The 16,834-nt window shown below is 52.3% G+C and carries 14 protein-coding genes; 1 reads left to right on the top strand and 13 read right to left on the bottom strand.

The annotated features are described in order from the left end of the window. Positions 1 to 3: 3 nt before the first annotated feature. The 10 genes from yhbY to spoVAC form a co-directional block, all read right to left on the bottom strand. Positions 4 to 297, bottom strand: a complete 294-nt coding sequence (gene yhbY / locus COHPA_RS0121525; protein WP_027088216.1) for a ribosome assembly RNA-binding protein YhbY — start codon at positions 295 to 297, stop codon at positions 4 to 6. A gap of 26 nt (positions 298 to 323) precedes the next feature. After that, positions 324 to 1,163, bottom strand: coding sequence for a shikimate dehydrogenase (gene aroE / locus COHPA_RS0121520; protein ID WP_027088215.1), 840 nt, complete (start codon positions 1,161 to 1,163; stop codon positions 324 to 326). 47 nt (positions 1,164 to 1,210) lie between these two features. Beyond that, positions 1,211 to 2,347 carry a ribosome biogenesis GTPase YqeH gene (yqeH, locus tag COHPA_RS0121515; RefSeq protein ID WP_027088214.1) on the bottom strand — a complete coding sequence of 379 codons (1,137 nt, stop codon included), beginning with the start codon at positions 2,345 to 2,347 and terminating at the stop codon, positions 1,211 to 1,213. Positions 2,348 to 2,349: 2 nt separating this feature from the next. After that, entirely contained in the window at positions 2,350 to 2,880 is a 531-nt protein-coding gene (locus tag COHPA_RS0121510; RefSeq protein ID WP_027088213.1) for a YqeG family HAD IIIA-type phosphatase, read from the bottom strand. Between the two features lie 118 nt (positions 2,881 to 2,998). Further along, positions 2,999 to 5,233, bottom strand: coding sequence for a DUF4129 domain-containing transglutaminase family protein (locus COHPA_RS0121505; protein ID WP_027088212.1), 2,235 nt, complete (start codon positions 5,231 to 5,233; stop codon positions 2,999 to 3,001). Next, positions 5,230 to 6,468, bottom strand: coding sequence for a DUF58 domain-containing protein (locus tag COHPA_RS0121500; RefSeq protein WP_027088211.1), 1,239 nt, complete (start codon positions 6,466 to 6,468; stop codon positions 5,230 to 5,232). The genes COHPA_RS0121505 and COHPA_RS0121500 overlap by 4 nt, the downstream gene beginning before the upstream one ends. Before the next feature lie 2 nt (positions 6,469 to 6,470). Further along, the gene (locus tag COHPA_RS0121495) at positions 6,471 to 7,424 is read right to left on the bottom strand and encodes an AAA family ATPase (RefSeq protein WP_027088210.1); all 954 of its coding nucleotides are present in this window, start codon (positions 7,422 to 7,424) and stop codon (positions 6,471 to 6,473) included. A 182-nt stretch (positions 7,425 to 7,606) separates the two neighbouring features. After that, a complete protein-coding gene (gene spoVAE / locus COHPA_RS0121490) occupies positions 7,607 to 7,957 on the bottom strand; it encodes a stage V sporulation protein AE (RefSeq protein ID WP_035121648.1) in 351 nt (116 codons plus the stop codon). 46 nt (positions 7,958 to 8,003) lie between these two features. Beyond that, the gene (gene spoVAD / locus COHPA_RS0121485; RefSeq protein ID WP_035119722.1) at positions 8,004 to 9,017 is read right to left on the bottom strand and encodes a stage V sporulation protein AD; all 1,014 of its coding nucleotides are present in this window, start codon (positions 9,015 to 9,017) and stop codon (positions 8,004 to 8,006) included. Then, on the bottom strand, positions 9,001 to 9,513 hold the full coding sequence (gene spoVAC / locus COHPA_RS0121480; protein WP_027088207.1) for a stage V sporulation protein AC: 513 nt from the start codon (positions 9,511 to 9,513) through the stop codon (positions 9,001 to 9,003). Before spoVAC ends, spoVAD begins: the two co-directional genes overlap by 17 nt. A gap of 254 nt (positions 9,514 to 9,767) precedes the next feature. Between spoVAC and sigK the strand changes: the two genes are divergently transcribed. Beyond that, complete coding sequence (sigK, locus tag COHPA_RS0121475) at positions 9,768 to 10,469, top strand: RNA polymerase sporulation sigma factor SigK (protein ID WP_027088206.1); 702 nt, start codon at positions 9,768 to 9,770, stop codon at positions 10,467 to 10,469. Between the two features lie 168 nt (positions 10,470 to 10,637). Here sigK and COHPA_RS0121470 read toward each other — a convergent pair whose 3' ends face one another. From COHPA_RS0121470 to COHPA_RS0121455, 3 genes are all read right to left on the bottom strand, one after another. Continuing rightward, complete coding sequence (locus tag COHPA_RS0121470) at positions 10,638 to 10,838, bottom strand: hypothetical protein (protein WP_027088205.1); 201 nt, start codon at positions 10,836 to 10,838, stop codon at positions 10,638 to 10,640. Positions 10,839 to 11,076: 238 nt separating this feature from the next. Beyond that, positions 11,077 to 11,751, bottom strand: a complete 675-nt coding sequence (locus COHPA_RS24690; protein ID WP_027088203.1) for an HNH endonuclease — start codon at positions 11,749 to 11,751, stop codon at positions 11,077 to 11,079. 101 nt (positions 11,752 to 11,852) lie between these two features. Beyond that, the gene (locus tag COHPA_RS0121455; RefSeq protein WP_027088202.1) at positions 11,853 to 16,703 is read right to left on the bottom strand and encodes an AAA domain-containing protein; all 4,851 of its coding nucleotides are present in this window, start codon (positions 16,701 to 16,703) and stop codon (positions 11,853 to 11,855) included. Positions 16,704 to 16,834: the final 131 nt, after the last annotated feature.

The following is a 16,834-nucleotide window of genomic DNA, read 5'->3' as shown; positions in this document are numbered from 1 at the left end:
GAATTATCGTGGCAGCTTGATTTGTTTATTGTCTCGGGATTCCTTGTACAGAACGATCGTCTTGCCGATCACTTGCGCGAGCTCCGCTCCGGATCGTTCCGCGAGTTCCGCGCCGATCTCTCTCGGATCGTCCATGCAGTTGTTGAGCACCGAAACTTTAATCAGCTCTCGCACTTCGAGCGCTTCCTCGATGTGGCGGATAAGGTGGTCGTTCGTGCTGCCTTTGCCGACTTGGAATATCGGCTTCAAATGGTGGGCGAGCGCCCGCAAGTGGCGTTTCTGCTTGCCAGTCAACATGTTGTTTCCCGCTTTCTTCGGTTCGATTAGTTGAAAGACGCCATGACGGCTTCCCGCATGACGCCGACCGGAGCCGATTGTCCGGTCCAGTATTCAAAGGCATATGCGCCTTGGTAAATGAACATGCCGAGTCCGCCGTGTCCGCGGCAGCCGCCGGCTTCCGCTTCCCGGACGAATTTCGTCTTGAGCGGATTGTAGATCAGATCGCTTGCGACCGCTCCCGGCTTCAGCCATGTCGGATCGATCGGCGTCTCGTCCGCGTTCGGAGACATGCCTACGGATGTCGTGTTAATGACGACGTCCGCGCCGCGGCAAGCTTCGCGAAGATCCGACCATGCGACGGGTTCGATCTCGAACTCCGAAGCGAAGGCGCCCGCAAGCTCCCTTGCCTTCTCTTCCGTTCGGTTAGCCAGCATGAGCTTCGCCGGGTTCTCTTGCGCAAGCGCCCACAGGATGCCTCGCGACGCGCCGCCGGCGCCGAGTACGACGATTCGCCGTCCGGCCAAGTTCGGCTCGGCTTCTTCCTTCAAGGACCGGACATATCCGATCCCGTCCGTATTATAGCCGATCAACCGTCCGCCTTCGTTCACGATCGTGTTGACCGCACCTGCAGCCTTGGCGCCCGGATGAATGTCGTCGAGGTGCTTCATGACCTCTATTTTGTGCGGGATCGTGACATTAAGTCCTCTAAAGCCTAGCGCCCGAATACCCGCGATCGCTTCCCCTAGTTTATCCGGCGTTACGTGAAAAGCCGCATAAGCTCCGTTAATGCCTGCTTCCCGAAACGCGCGATTCAACATGACCGGCGATTTGGAATGGCGAATCGGATCGCCGATTACGCCGTAAAGCACGGTGTAGCTATCCATCTATCGATTGCTCCTCCCCAGAGCGGTTAGCGATGGCATGCGTCGCCTTAGTTGCCGTTGCCGAGTATGCTGTCCCGAAGCATCACTTTAACGCCTTTCGGCGCATGAATGTCGACGGTCGCTCCCGACTTGCCGTTCGCTTGAATCCAGCCGAGACCGGATACGAAGACGTCTTGAGACTTGCCCGGCTGAATGCGAAGGCGGTGCCTTGTCCACGCGGGCAGCGAAGCCAAGCCCTCCTCGTCGGGCGGGCTAAGCAGCGTGCCCTTGTGCTCGGCATATAGCTCATCCGCTCTGTCGAGCTTCGTACGATGAATTTCAATTCCGCCGGAAACGAAGGCCGTGAACGATTGCCTGTCCCCTTCGATGAAGTCGAATCTCGCCATCGCTCCGAAAAACAGCGTCTGCTGGGCGTTCAGTTGGTACGTCATCGGTTTCAGAGGCTTATCAGGCATTATCGCGCCTAGATCCTTACGCGAGACGAGCTCGGTGAGCCGCGTGGAATAGACGATCCCCGGCGTATCGATAATGCTGCGTCCGTCGTCCAGCGGGATCTGAACGGCATCGAGCGTCGTACCCGGATATCGGGACACGGTCAGCTCCCGCTTCAGATCGCTGTAATCGGAGATGAGACGGTTGATGAGCGTGCTCTTACCGACGTTCGTCGCGCCGACGACATAGACGTCGCGATGGCCGCGAAGATTCGTAACCGCCTCGACGACTCGGTCGAAGCCGATATTGCGGCGCGCGCTGCACAGCACGACGTCGGCGACTTTCAAGCCGTTCTCGCGAGCTTGCTTCTGCACCCAGTTACGGAGCCGGTTCCAGTTCGTCACGCGAGGCAACAAGTCGATCTTATTCACGACGAGCAGCACGGGGTTGGTGCCGACGAATCGCTGCAAACCGGATATGAGGCTTCCCTCGAAATCGAATAGATCGACGATATGGACGACTAAGCTTTCCGTCGATGCGATGCTGCCTAGCAGCTTCAGAAACTCGTCTTGATCGACCGTGATCGACGAGGCTTCATTATAATGTTTAATGCGGAAGCACCGCTGGCAAATCGCGTCTTCCTTATGGATCGATGCCTCCGGCACAAAGCCGGGGGTTTCCATGTTCTCGCTCTGCAGCGCAATGCCGCAGCCGGAGCAATGCGAGGAGCGCTCCAAGTTCGCGTTTGTCACGTTTAGCGTCCCCCTTTATTATCGAAAGGCCAATGCCCTTTGCGGCGAAGGCTGCGAAGCGCGATCCTCTCGATCATCCGGTTAATCCGCGTGCCCCAGCCTTCTTCGCCCCGCGCGATCGGGGTCACGAGTATCGTCTTCAGGCCCGCTCTGCGCCCGCCAAGCACGTCCGTCATTAATTGATCGCCTACGACGACGGCTTGTTCCGGCTTAAGGCCGAGCTGTCGCACCGCTTCGTTGAACGCGCTGCTCGTCGGCTTGCGCGCCGCGGGAATGTAAGGAATTCCAAGGGGGGCGGCGAAGCTCTTCACGCGACGGCTGTTATTGTTGGATAGGATGATGACCTTGAAACCCATATCTCTAACGGAATCAAGCCAGGCTACCAGCTTCGGCGTAGCGAGCGGAGTCCTGGCGCTGACCAGCGTATTATCCAAATCGGTAATAATGCCCTTCACGCCTCGGGCTTTCAATGCTTTCAGATCGATATCGTATACGGTATTCACGATCTGATCGGGAATCAAACGCTTGAACATCTAGGTAATTACTCCTGTCTCTATACGGCTAATCTTCCTCAAAATATACCACACCGCATCGTATGAAGTAAAACGGCTGACGCCCCGATGAGAGGAGCGCCAGCCGCGTGATTGCGCCTTATAACGCCTTGCGAATATTCGTTGCCGCGTCTGTGAACGCTTGCAGCCTCTGTTCGTTGCCGCTGTTCTGGCCGTACCTCGCGTGCTCGAAATGGTACAGCGCGTTATCGAAGTCGGCCCGCAGCGACGAGAACTTGCCGCCCCAGCGCGTAACCGATTCCCTCATCGTCTCGTTCGCTTCTCTGCGCAGTCCCCTGCGGTGAAGGAAGACGACCAGTCTCTCCATCTCCCTGATGACGCGCTGATCCGGCGTCGATCCGTAGAATCTGAATTTTCGCCATGCGAATCCGGCTCCGCCGTCGCGAAGACGCAACAGCAGGTAGACGATGCCGCCTGCGACGAGCAATGCTCCGATCGCCGCGGTCGTTATGACGATCCAATTCGACTCTTCCTTGCCTTCCGCTTCGTCCGTCGGCTCGGCGATGGCTTCCGTTGCCAATTCTTCGGGCTCCGGAGCATTGTCCGGGTAGATGACCGGCAAGCTGAAGCCGCCGGTCGGCTCGAAAGGAATCCAGCCGTAGCCTTCGAAATACACCTCGGCCCACGAATGCGCATCGGCATTGCGTACCGTATACGTGCCCGCACCGTTCTTATCTTCGCGTCCGGGACCGAAGCCTCTGGGTCCGCTGCGTTCCAAATCGGAAGGATCATAACCCGACGCGTATCCTTTAACCCAACGCGCCGGAAGCCCGACCGAACGGGCCATCACGACGAAGGATGTCGAGAAGTAATCGCAATAGCCTTCCTTGATCTCGAACAGGAACGCGTCCACGACGTCTTTGCTCTGCTGCTTGCTTACGTCGGGCGTATTCGAATAAGGATACGTCTCCCTTAAGTAAGTCTCAAGCGCCTTCGCTTTGTCGTAGTCGTTCGCGAATGCCGCGGTCTGGGCTTCCGCCAAATCGCGCACCCGCTGGGGCGTGCCGTCGGGCAGTTGCAAGTAAGGCTCGATATTCAGCTCGCTGTCTTGCGCCGCGGCAGGCAACTGGCGCAGCTTCGCTTCGTCGATGACGGCAACCTGCGATACGACGGTGTAGCTTTCGACTCTCGCCGGTTTATTCAGCTTGACTTCCCATTCCTCCGGATTCCATTGCAGGGCCGGTTTAGCATCGCTTGTCAGCTCGGAAATCTTGGAAGCCGGGCCGGCCGAGAACAGCACCGAAATTTTGTCCTTGCGCTGTATGTTGACCGTCTGTACGACTTCCTTCGTCTCCACGCCGCTTGGGCGTTCGGGCAACAGCGGCAAGCTCGTCTCGTTGCTAGGATGATAGGGCTCGAACGGCGTGCCGCCCTTCACGTCTCCCCAGCCTTTGCCGGTATAGACGGCTTTCGTCTCCCCTCGCCAGTAACTCCGCTGGGATGTCGTGATCGTCATGACAGGAGAGTAGTCGAACTGGAAGCCTCCGCCGATCTCCTTATCGTCGCGGCTATAACCGGACAGCGACGAGCCTTTGTTGCCGGAACTGCCCGAGGAGCTGATCAGCACGCCGCCTTCGCCGCCCGCGTTCGCCACCTTGTGTCCCTGAGCTTCCATGAGAATCGTATAGGGATCCTCGAGCAATACCGGAACGCGAGGCATGATAATGCCCATGACGAGCACGACCCCGATGATGAGGGTTGCCGGAACGATGAGTTCGAGCGGTCTTTCGGCCAGATGATCCCAGCTGTCCGGATGTCTTGCTTGAAGCTGTCTCAGATGGACGACGACGAGCCAGACGAGTCCCGTCGCCACGATCCAAGCGATATTGTGCCATAGCGAGAGCGCGAAGTACGAGTCTACCGTCGCCATCGTCAAGATCGAAGCCATGATGACGGAAATCGTACCCGATCGGTTTCTGCCCGCCCACGCCAAGACATGTGCGGCGAGCAACGCGCCTAACGTAAGCTCGTAGAACGGATGAAGCTGATCGACATGGAAGGTCAGGAAATGCCGTACGGCGTCCCAATCCCGCCAACTGACCGGCCAGCCGCCCCAATCGACGGGAGCCTTGTACCAGATGAAGACGAGAGCGGCCACGATCTGCACGATGAACCGCCACAGAAATCCTCTCGTAAAGAGCAGCTCCGTAATCGCGGCAACGGTCAACGTTCCGTAAATAATGGCATACGTCTCTTCCCACCAAATGTCCGCGAAGCATTGAATAAGTTGAAGAACGACAATAATAGCAAGCAGCCGATGAAGCCGTTCAATGACGAGCCGTTGCAGGAAAAGAGCGGTTTTGTTGATTCTCATGCGTTGCTCACCCCCAATGCCTTAGGGAGCTGCTCCAATTGAGCGACCGAGCAAAATTCCCATTGCTTGGACTGACAGAGCCATTGCCAATGGCGAAGCTTGGCCGCGTCTTCGGGATGCGCATGCTTATCCGCGATATGGATGACGCTCGGCAGCATGCGCCTGCTCTCGAGGGCGGTAATCGCCGCGGCCGTATCTTCTTGGATCGAAGCGGTCACCATGACGATATGGACGCCCGGCTCGTACCTCTCCGCGACTTGAGCGAGCACGTCGCTCAGCGCGGCTTCGCCATCCGCCTCGACGTCGATGAGATGCTTGAGCACCTCGTCGCGGGACACGAACGTCTGGCCCGCTCCGAACCACATCGCGATCAGTCCCGCCGATGCGAAGCCGATCGGCATTCGTTTCTGAACCGACAGTTCGATGAGCGAGGCGACGACGGATACCGCGAGTTCGAACTGCTCCGCGCCGCGATAGTTCGCTTTGTTGCGATCCAGCACGAACACGATGCGCGGAAGCGCTTCGCGTTCGAACTCCTTCGATTTCCATTGCCCCGTCTTAGCGGTGGCGTTCCAATGAATCCGTGACAACCGGTCTCCGTGAATGTATTCGCGGACACCGTCGATCTGGGTCGTCTCTCTTGCGTAATGCGAAGTGTACGTTTGATGGAACACGCCTCTCCGGGCACGCCTGAACAGCTTCCAATCTTTGAGTTCGACCGTGCGCGGCAGCACCTGAAGATCGTGCGGCTGCGAGAAAGTTCCCTTATGCTCGAACAATCCGAATATATCCCGCGTCGAGCAATCGGTCGCCTGAAACTCGTATTGCCCCCTGCGCAGCGGCGCCGTCTCGAATCGCACCTCTCCGCGCCTGCGGTAATCCGGAACGAAGGACATCTCGTAAAGCTGGCTCTCTCCGCCCGATCGGCGTACGAGTTTCTCCCTCACGATCACGTAGGGCAGCGGCCAGAAGCCCGGAATTTGCATCCGCAGCTTGACGCTGAGCCGCATGCCGGCCATCATGTAAGCCGTGTTGCCTCCCTGCGTCTCGATCGTTCTTGCGCCGTTGACGCCGCCGATGCCGCTCCACCGCCCGAGCATCAAGTAGACGCCTAGAACGTTCAGGATCACGAACAGCATGAGAGAGGTTTTGCCGCCTTGGAAGAGGACATAGCACGCGGCCGTGACGTACAGAATGCTGCCAAACCACCATGTCCGCGACAAATTCCGAATCATGATTAACGCTCCATTCCGACGGGAACCGGCAAGTTCCTAAGCACGTCCTGTAGAACGTTCGCGGTCGTGGAGCCTTGCATCCTCGCTTCCGAGCGCAGATGGATTCTATGGCTTAGCACGAGCGGAGCCATCGCCTTCACGTCATCCGGAATAACGAAGGCGCGATGATGCAGGAAGGCGTAAGCCTTGGCCGCGGACGCAAGGGCGACCGCCGCGCGCGGGCTTGCGCCGAGCAGCACGCTCTGGTGATTCCGCGTACCGCGAATGAGAGCGATAAGATAATCGGCGACGCTCGCGTCCAAGTGAATCGCTTCCGCCAGCCTCTGCATGTGCGCGATATCTTCCACGGAGGCAACCGCTTTCAACGATTCCGCGGCGCGGCTTGCATTCGGCTCCAAAATGAGGCGTTTCTCGGAAACTTCGTCCGGATAGCCTAGCTTTATCTTCATCAGGAAACGGTCTAATTGCGCTTCCGGCAAACTGTACGTGCCTTCGAAATCGATCGGGTTCTGCGTCGCGAACAGCATGAACGGCTGCGGAAGCTGATGGGTCTGGCCGTCGACGGAAATCCGTCTTTCCTCCATCGCTTCGAGCAACGCGGACTGCGTCTTCGTCGTCGCGCGGTTAATCTCGTCGGCGAGCAGCAGATTCGCCATGACGGGGCCGGGACGGAATACGAACTCCTCTTGCTTCGGATGGTAGATGGATACGCCCGTAATATCGGTAGGCAGCAGGTCAGGGTTGCATTGAATACGATGGAATACGCCGCCGACGGATAAGGCAAGCGCTTTAACCATCTGGGTTTTGCCCGTCCCCGGGACGTCCTCGATTAACACGTGCCCGCCGGCCAGCAGGGCCGTAAGCATCCAAGCAATCTCGTCTTTCTTGCCGTAAATGCAAGATTCCATATTGCGTCTGATTTGATCCAACAATTGCATCGCGCCTTGATGATCCATTGCCGTTGTCCTCCTATGGAATCTACTTTGATCGCTATTTATTTGTGCATTTCCATTATACCGAAATATGGATGCCTTTGTAATTTTAGATTTTTACAAAATTCAATAGAAAAACAGCCAAACCTGTAAGGGTCTGGCTGTTCATTATACGTTGCGAATCGCGTATGGGTTTGATGCTATCTTTACCCTTTCGGGCGGACGACAAGCGCGGCGAGGAACGAAAAGACGATCGCCGACGAGATGCCCGCGCTCGTGATCGAGAAAATGCCCGTAATGACGCCGATCCACCCGTCCTGCTGCAGCTCCGTCAGCGCGCCGTGCACCAATGAGTTGCCGAAGCTCGTGATCGGCACCGTCGCGCCGGCGCCGGCGAAATCGACTAGCGGATCGTACAAACCGACCGCATCCAGAAATGCGCCCAATACGACCAACAAAGACATCGTGTGCGCCGGCGTTAGTTTAAAGACGTCGAAGCAAATTTGCCCGAAGACGCAAATGCCTCCCCCGACGATGAATGCCCACACATAGGGCATCATAGGCATGCCCTCCTTCTCGTTTCCTTATAATGGATCGCTCGACTTAACTTGGAGCTTCAATGGCGACCGCGTGAGCGATGCACGGAATCGTTTCGCCTTGCTGGTAGGACAGCGGACTGAGCAAAGCGCCGGTTGCCACGACGAGTATTTTCTTCCACTCGCCTTTAGCGATGCGTTTCAGGAGGTGAGCGTAGGTAACGACGGCGGAGCAAGCGCAGCCGCTGCCTCCCGCTTGCACCTTCTGCTTATCGACATCGTAGATCATCAAGCCGCAATCGAGAAACTGCGTCTGCTGCATCGGTACCCCGTTGCGTTTAAGCATATCGGTTGCGATCGGGTGACCTACGCCGGCGAGATCTCCCGTTACGATGGCGTCGTAATAGCCGGGAGACCGGCCCGTTTCCTCGAGATGGCTCTGAATCGTATCGACCGCTGCCGGAGCCATGGCCGCTCCCATATTGAAAGGATCGGTAATGCCCAGATCCATAATTTTGCCGATCGTGGCCGCCGTTACGACCGGTCCGTCGCCCTTCTGTCCGACAACGGACACCCCGGCGCCGGTAACCGTATATTGAGCGGTAGGCGGCTTCTGCGAGCCGTATTCCGTCGGATAGCGGAATTGCTTCTCCACCGTGCAATTGTGGCTGCTCGTTCCAGCCATGACATGCTTGCCCGCGCCGGAGGAGACGATCAGCGAAGCGATCGCCAGCGACTCCATCGACGTCGAGCATGCGCCGAAAACGCCCAAATACGGCACCCCGAGCGTACGCGCCGCGAACGTGCTGCTAATGATCTGATTCAACAGATCGCCGCCGACGAAAAAGTTAATTTCGCCTTGCTTCAAGCTCGCATGCTGAAGCGCGATATCGCCGGCTTGCTCGAGCAGCGCCCTCTCGGACTTCTCCCAGCTGGGCTGCCCGATCTCCAGATCGGGGTGCACGAGATCGAACTCGGAGGCGAGCGGTCCTTGTCCTTCGTCCGGTCCGACGACGGTTCCGGTAGCCAAGATAACCGGCGGATTCTGGAACACCCATGAACGATTACCCTGTAGTATCATGCCACGCTCCAATCCCGAACAGCCAGTAGACGACCCCTACGATGAACGCGGCTACGACGCCGTATACGATGACGGAGCCCGCCAGCTTGAACATATTCGCGCCGACGCCGAGCACGAGCCCCTCGCTTCGGTGCTCGATGGCCGCGGAGCTCATCGAGTTCGCGAAGCCCGTAACCGGCACGGCGCTGCCCGCGCCTGCACATTGGGCGATTTTATCGTAGACCCCCATGCTCGTTAAGATGACGGCCAGCAGAATCAATACGGCGACCGTCGGGTTGCCCGCCTGTTTGGACGTCATATCGAACGCCGCCATGAAAAATTTCTGTATGCCTTGGCCGATCGCGCATATAAGCCCCCCGACCAAGAAAGCCCTCAAGCAGTTCGTCCACACCGACCGGGAAGGCTCTTTGGTCTGGGCGAAAGCCTTATACTCCTTCGCGGACATCGAGACCGGCTTGTAACCCTTCGAGCCGCTGCCCGCGCTTTTCACTGCCATCGTGAGCACCTCCCTTGTTTGAATTGGCTTCTCGTTGTCGCGTTCATTATTTCCCAAAGGGGCGCCGCGTCATTCGGAGACGAATCGGAGACGAATCGGAGACACATCGGACATCATTCGGAGACAATTCGGAGGCGCTTGGGAGGTTTCGCGATATACTTCGAGGCGGTACAGGCACGGATGGGCATTTAACCACATACAATGGTAATGCTCATTTCTCGCGCGCAGACCCTACAGTCGGAGGTGGCTTTATCGTGCCTGGTTTTATCGCATCGATTGCCTTGTTCCTAAAGCAGTTATCTTTACTCGTCTCCTATGTCAAAAATAACGCTTTTCCGCAACCCCTGACCGACGAAGAAGAAGCGCTGCATCTGAATCGGCTCGCGGAAGGAAATCCGGTATCCCGCAATTTGCTTATCGAACATAACTTGCGGCTTGTCGCTCACATCGTCAAGAAGTTCGACAACACCGGCGAAGACCTGGAAGATTTGATCTCGATCGGCACGATCGGCCTGATCAAAGCGATCGAAAGCTTCCAAATGGGCAAAGGGACGAAGCTGGCGACGTTCGCGGCAAGGTGTATAGAGAACGAGATTCTCATGCATTTACGGTCTTTGAAAAAGACGAAAAAAGACGTGTCGCTGCATGATCCGATTGGAACGGACAAAGAGGGGAACGAGATTACGCTTCAAGATATACTGGGGACCGAACCCGACGAAGTCGTGGAGAAAGTCCAGCTGAAGATCGAGAAGAGCAAAATTTACCGCAATCTCGATATTCTGGACGACCGCGAGCAGGAAGTGATTCGGGGAAGGTTCGGCTTAGACGGAGGCGGAGACGAACGGACGCAGCGCGAGATCGCGCGGGAGCTCGGGATTTCGCGGTCGTACGTGTCGCGCATCGAGAAGAGAGCGCTGATGAAGCTGTATCACGAGTTTTATAAGGCGAAGCGGTGAGGTACCAATACCTTACAAACCGAGCCAGCACCTGTGGTCATCAGAGAGCTGGCCCGGTTATTTCTACTCTAAACCACACGTTGTTGGCTTCAAGTTAATAAGCAATCAGGTACTTTTCAAATCAATATTATTTGGAAATTTAATATGACATCACGATTTCAACTATACTTAATCTTCCTCCGAGTCAACCTCCACTTCCTCATCAAACTCAGCTTCATCTGACTCACTTTCATTCTGTGCATCGAGACTCTCATATATTTCTGAGGCGGCTATTATCGCATGATTCTCCAATACCTTAACAAGATAGCGATCGTTACTAAGTCTATTGGGAAAATTTGCTAGAATAACTTCTGTGGATGAAGACTTCATTGTACCTTCTCCCGTATCCTCATTCCAAGCCAGTACCCCTGAAATGATTCGCTTCTCATGGATTCGAAACTCACGGTCAGCTGTTGATTTTTCGATACCAGGATTTTGATAAAGATTATATGAGCTATTATAAACACTAGTGCTTGTTGGGCTACCAGTTCATGATGATGCATGGTTATCAAATAGATTCTCGCGATGCCATTTAATGTATACTGCTTGGATTGGATTCATGTTGATCTTAATAGAAACATCCAGATTCAAATCGGACCAGGATGTTTCCCCTAATGAAGAGGCCTTCATGATCAAAACTAATATACCCTTTGTCGAAAACCATATCGTGATTGGGACAAAGCAGAAATCCGTTATCTACATCCAACCGCTCAACATTATTCGACTCGCGCCATGGCTTGATGTGACTAGCGATCAGCAGCCGAGGATCGGAAATTCCGCACAGTTCACACTTGGGCGATCTTCTGATCAGCTTGTTTTTAAATGTCGACTGTCCGATCCGGGATCTAACCAGCACATCCCTTTCGGTCTTGTTAAGCATAGGTTCGTCGATATCTCTCAAGATATCGACGACCTCTTCAGCTTCTGCCTCATCTATTTCGTATGCGATGGATCCATTCTTGCTGTAATTAAGTCCAATTGCTAGGTTGGTCCCCTTCAGCACAATGATAAAGCCCCGTATGATAAGAAAATTATTCGACTGATCCCCGCCCGAAAAACCATCCAGCCATTCGCCATTAGCTTCCATGTTTGCGTAACGGAGAACCTCCTTTGGAGGGTACCTCCTGCCTGCGTGGAATAAATCATAACCTGTTGACGAAGCTAGATCGCCATCCTTCAAACGTTCCATTTCTGCTAAGGCCGCGAGAATATGTGAAGAGTCAATGTTGCCCGGTATCGCCAATAGAATTTCCCCCTTTCAGTTCTTCGATCATCTTGTTTGATCCGATAATATCTTTTGGAGTCAGCGTCCGACATGGTATAGCCAACAACTTTGTTGATTTGTTAGCTATTTTTCGTATACCATCCCGGCTTGTTCTTTGTCGTTTGACTCCCTTTAGGAAGATAGGAAAATTTGAACCCCTGCTTAGCAAGTGGTCCAAGAGTGCTCCAAATCTCTCGATCACCTACAACCCAGAGAGCGCCTCCCTTGTTCCGATTATCGATGAACTTAAGATCTTTCTCTTTAAGATATGATAATAGTTCAAACGGTGCGGACGGTTGATCCATCTTAATATCAATCGTTTGTTGTTGAGACTCCGTTGGCTCGACCTTAAAAGAGGTTGGTTCTTCCCCTACATTAGCGTATTTCGTTTTACGTGTTCGAGATCCTCTATCCCCGATTGTAATTTCATCTTGGTTGTCTTCCCATTCACTGCGAATCTCCTCTGCTCTTTGCACGATTAGTTTCTTCAGACTTTCGTTGTCCCCATGACTCATTTCAAGCAGATTATGAAGTTCACGGGTAACTCCTTTATTCTCTAATGTCCGGATCACATCTTGCATTGTTGCTTCTGGGCTTCGGAAGTAGGCACTGCCACGAATACGAATAAAAGTCCAACCAAGACGCTCCAGAATCATCTGCCTTGCGATGTCATCATTTAGTTTTTCGATAGGATGCCACCGTTCTCCATCACACTCAATAGCAATTCGTTTTCCTCCGCCCTCGACAACCAAATCTATGCTATATGCACCGATTCTCCATTGCGAGACCACATGATATCCTTCGTGCAAAAGCCTTTCCATGACTCGCTTCTCAAACTCCGATTGCAAGTGCGGTTCCGCCTGTTTCAATACCTCGGTTGCCGCTGAAGGATTAATCATATGTTGAATAAGTTTTTTACGAAGATCGCCGTCTTTAAGATCGACGGACTCGTTCAATGAATAAACAAGCCACATTTGATCTCTTGCTCGACTGGCTGCAACGTTATATCTTTTCTTGGTCCGCTCAAGTGGATCTGCAAGCATCGACAATGGCCCGTCGCCTTTAGAAGTATGCACCATGGACAGGAACATCACATCTCGTTCGTCCCCTTGGAATTGAGCTGAATTTCCACAACGGACTTTTCGCTTCTTATACTCCACTGGGTCCATGTGCTTTTGCAAATATGTATCAATCAATAGGGCTTGTTCATCCCCCAATAAAGAGATGACACCGAACGAAGCATCACGATAACTATCCTGTTCAGATGCAGCAATCAAGAGAGAAGCAATCACCTGAGCTTCTACTTGATTCGTATTTCCTGCTTGTACCGCTTCCACCCGATATGCAATCGTGTGTGGACGGCGATTCACCCCACTTCGATCACGAAGAGGCTTAATGCTACCTTTATAAGAAAGTGAGTTGCTAAATTGAATAATGGGCTCTACGCATCGGAAATGCTCCCGAAGTTGTGTCTTCCCCGCGAATGACATTTGGGCAAGATCGTAGATAGACATCTGGCCATCGTACAAGCTAGCATTCGGAATGTCCATTAACATCGTTTCAATTAACCTCTGAACTTCCATTTGCTTCTGTCCTACTGCGTCCGGACTGACCTGGTTGTCATCACCAACCACAATCACCTGTTTGCCTAAGTATAGTGCTGTTAAGCCCATGACATCGGCCTGGCTTGCTTCATCTATTATGACGACATCGAACTGATTTCGAGATGGATCAAAACTTTCCATAACTCTACTGATCGGCATAATCCATACGGGAACGGCAGTCTGGCACAACGGCATCAACTTTCTTGCTTCTGCAAGTCGAAGTGGAGCCAGCTTACCGGTCGCTTTCCCAACGCGCTTCATTTGTTGCTTCCAACCCTGCAGAGCGATCTGCTGCTTCAGAGTCGTCTTTTGCTTGACTGCCAACCAAGATTTGCTTTCTACGAGTTCTACTGTGATTTGCTTAAACGTCTCACGAGTATCGATCAATTTCTGCTGTAGTCGCACAGGAGACAGCCCTTGTCTTCGGTCTAACTCACCTTCAAGTTGCTTGATGAGCCAAGCTTTATGAGCTTCAAAAAATAATTCAGCAGAAGCGTGTATTCCCTCTCGGTTTCGAATCGCTTTCGCCCAATTCGGCGCTGCTTCTTCTAACTTTATTAACGAATGATTCCGCTGGCGCCAGACCTCAACCTTACCCCATAAATAGGACAATTGATTATAGCAAGAGGTATAAGATGACACATCCTTGTTCTTTATGGCCTGCAAAATGCCATCGATGGTTGGACTGGTTAAGGTTTGATAATCGACAAGGAGTTCAGCCAGCCTCGTCCATTGATTCTGGATCGACTGCCACTTCCATTCGTTAATTACGGATTCAACAATCGCCGGCAATTCCGATTCAATCATTGATTTCAGATGAAGAACTTCCGCATAAGGAATCAAGTCCATATCTTTGGACGCGATGAACCTATCCCAGTAGAATCCTATCTGTTCCCACTGAGATTGAACGGTCTCACGCATGGTTTGTTTCCAAGTCAAGAGCTGCTCCAGTTGTATTTTAAGCTGAGGAAGTAGTAACTCCGGCTCATTACCGAATGCACCTACAGGCATTCCTCCAACAGCTGACACTTGTCTTTCCCAACGTGCTAATAGTAATTGTTGCTTGATCCGGTGCCGTAATATGGAAAGAACTGCTTCAAGCTGCTCTATATCTGCTGGTGCGGCTCCGTTGACCTGGATATGCTTCGTCGTACGGGACCATTTGGGATGGAGAAGAAACTGGATCTTACCCAGTTTTCTACCCGCTTTCAAATAGGCAATCATTTCGATCACGGTTTCTTCGAGTTGTTGCAATTCCTGACTCTCTTCGGATATTGATATCGCGTATCTGTAGCCAGCCGTTTTGGCTTCCGCATATCGTTCCATGAGTCCCTCTATTTCCATGAGGAGCTCTTGCCATACAGATGATGGATTATCTTCTATACCACCATTCGCGATGATAACCAACTTCCAAACTTCCCCCGCGGAAAACTTACTTACCTGTGCAATAGTTACTCTTAACAACTCGGATAAGAACTCATTGTCAACAGCCATAAAGGTGTTCAAGAATGGTTGATGTAATTCTTTGGGACTTGAAGAAAGTTGGTCATATTCAGTGACCCATTCGGCAAATTGATTCGGATCAGGAAGCAGATTGAGAGGTAATGTTAATGAAGATAGTTCCGCCTCCTCATCCAAAGCGATTACCTTATTACTAAGATATAAGGCTCCTAACTCCTCTTCATTCAGAGGCAACCCAACACCTAATAAAATATCACCCGGGATGAATGCCAGGAGCTCCTCTTTGTCATGGACCAACCTCGCCGCGTCAGACGGGTTAAACGATTGCCCCTGAAACACAATAGGTGCATATTCATTTTCCCGTATAGTTCGTAAATCCTGATTAATCTGACGGATCTCTGTGAGAAGCTGTTTACGAAGTCCGCCCAACCTCAAGATTCGTTCAGCAAGAGAGGACGGATTAATTGAACTGAGTCGCTCGGTAATCACATCAATCGACTGGTCCATCTGCTGATTCCCAATCTCTTCTTGTATTACACTTACGCATAGCCCTTGTAAAGGCTCGACTACTTTATCCCGAAGCACTTGAAGCGCTTTTGAAGTATGGCTGGTTACGAGAATGCTCTTCCCTTCGGCAAGTAGATGCCCAATCAAGTTTGCAATCGTGTGTGTCTTGCCAGTACCTGGAGGACCTTGCACCAAGACCGAGCCGTACTTTCGAATCTTAAAGGCTATGTCCAGTTGTTCGGAATTCGCCTCCTTGGTAAAATAGATTTCCTCATCTTCACCATTAACATCAAGCGATGGAGTATCCCAATTCTTCTCAGCAGGTTTATCCTGGAGATCGATCCCTGTAATGCCTGTTACCGCTTCAGGAAGCGATTGAGTTCCCTCAAGATGGATTAGTATACTTTCCAAAGCCTGAGCAAAACCTAGCGATCGCCTCCGCAGGAACAATACAGGATTGCGGGTAATAATCGGATTTTGAAGGTCTAGTTTATTCGGCGCATGTTCACCAAATGAGAAAAACCTCCCGTTGGCTGACAGCAAGCTCGCGACACGGGTCAAATACTCATCTGTAGGCTGTTGATCCAAAGGGCCACAAGACGACTGTTCCAGTTCTTCATTGCACGCTCTTACTGTATTGGCACGAACTTCTTCCATATCTCGAAATAGTGCACTGTAAAATACGCCTCCCTCTTCAATTGCGGAGAGAGTAAATTCAGGTATGGAAGGATCAAATGACAACTTCACCTTTTGCAGTAAAATTGGATGGTGAATTCGTTCTGATTTCGAGAATGTCCAATTGAGAATCCCATCACCAAGTATGAGTTCAACTTGCTCTTGCTCACGCTCTATAGTGGCATTGAGGGCGTACAAGCGTTCAAAAATCTTCAAAGTTTCCCGGGCAGGCATCTCCTTCTGCTTCCAGCTCGCCCGTTCCCTAATCCATTCATGGAACATCTCTACACGGTATTCATCATTGTGAAAACGTTCCAGCTGATCTATATTTTCTTCCTCAGCAGGTTCCGTAGGATCGAATAGCTCAGGTTCTCTTTCAAATTTCTGCCATCCAGGCTTTAACCAATCAACCACAACCTCAGGGGGTTCAGGACAAACAGTTAGAATAGGTCTTCTAACCGTCAGATACGTTTCCACCGGTTTCTGCCCGACATCCGCTGCGTTTATATGCTCCATAAAGTCACATTCAATATCGTGATATTTCGGCAGATCACCGAACCAAAGCTTCCAGAGCTGATCATCAATCGATTTCTTCACCGGGTTCCGCAGCTGATTAAGGGATTGCAGGTATGAATAAATTTGAATTAGCTTTTTCTTCGCAGCATCAAAGGTGTTTGTGTCCATGTCTTAAACCCCCAAAAGTCAAACGATATAGATCGAATATCCTATGTTTTCGATAAATCCCAGCATTATCCTGCATAGGAATTAAGTAAAGAATAGCAAAGTTCCCTGACTGGTAATTGTCAGGGAACTGG

Origin of the sequence: Cohnella panacarvi Gsoil 349 (assembly GCF_000515335.1) — a bacterium.
Taxonomy (GTDB): Bacteria; Bacillota; Bacilli; order Paenibacillales; family Paenibacillaceae; genus Cohnella; species Cohnella panacarvi.
The sequence above is the reverse complement of the archived record's forward strand: the minus strand, read 5'-3'. Positions and strand labels throughout refer to the sequence as shown.

What these genes read in the sequence shown, in the direction of transcription:
- COHPA_RS0121510 (WP_027088213.1), bottom strand. Translation starts at nt 2,880, where the DNA reads ATGTTCAAGCGTTTGATTCCCGATCAGATCGTGAATACCGTATACGAT.
- COHPA_RS0121495 (WP_027088210.1), bottom strand. Translation starts at nt 7,424, where the DNA reads ATGGATCATCAAGGCGCGATGCAATTGTTGGATCAAATCAGACGCAAT.
- COHPA_RS0121455 (WP_027088202.1), bottom strand. Translation starts at nt 16,703, where the DNA reads ATGGACACAAACACCTTTGATGCTGCGAAGAAAAAGCTAATTCAAATT.
- spoVAD (WP_035119722.1), bottom strand. Translation starts at nt 9,017, where the DNA reads ATGATACTACAGGGTAATCGTTCATGGGTGTTCCAGAATCCGCCGGTT.
- spoVAC (WP_027088207.1), bottom strand. Translation starts at nt 9,513, where the DNA reads ATGGCAGTGAAAAGCGCGGGCAGCGGCTCGAAGGGTTACAAGCCGGTC.
- COHPA_RS0121470 (WP_027088205.1), bottom strand. Translation starts at nt 10,838, where the DNA reads ATGAAGTCTTCATCCACAGAAGTTATTCTAGCAAATTTTCCCAATAGA.
- COHPA_RS0121505 (WP_027088212.1), bottom strand. Translation starts at nt 5,233, where the DNA reads ATGAGAATCAACAAAACCGCTCTTTTCCTGCAACGGCTCGTCATTGAA.
- aroE (WP_027088215.1), bottom strand. Translation starts at nt 1,163, where the DNA reads ATGGATAGCTACACCGTGCTTTACGGCGTAATCGGCGATCCGATTCGC.
- COHPA_RS0121500 (WP_027088211.1), bottom strand. Translation starts at nt 6,468, where the DNA reads ATGATTCGGAATTTGTCGCGGACATGGTGGTTTGGCAGCATTCTGTAC.
- yhbY (WP_027088216.1), bottom strand. Translation starts at nt 297, where the DNA reads ATGTTGACTGGCAAGCAGAAACGCCACTTGCGGGCGCTCGCCCACCAT.
- spoVAE (WP_035121648.1), bottom strand. Translation starts at nt 7,957, where the DNA reads ATGCCCTATGTGTGGGCATTCATCGTCGGGGGAGGCATTTGCGTCTTC.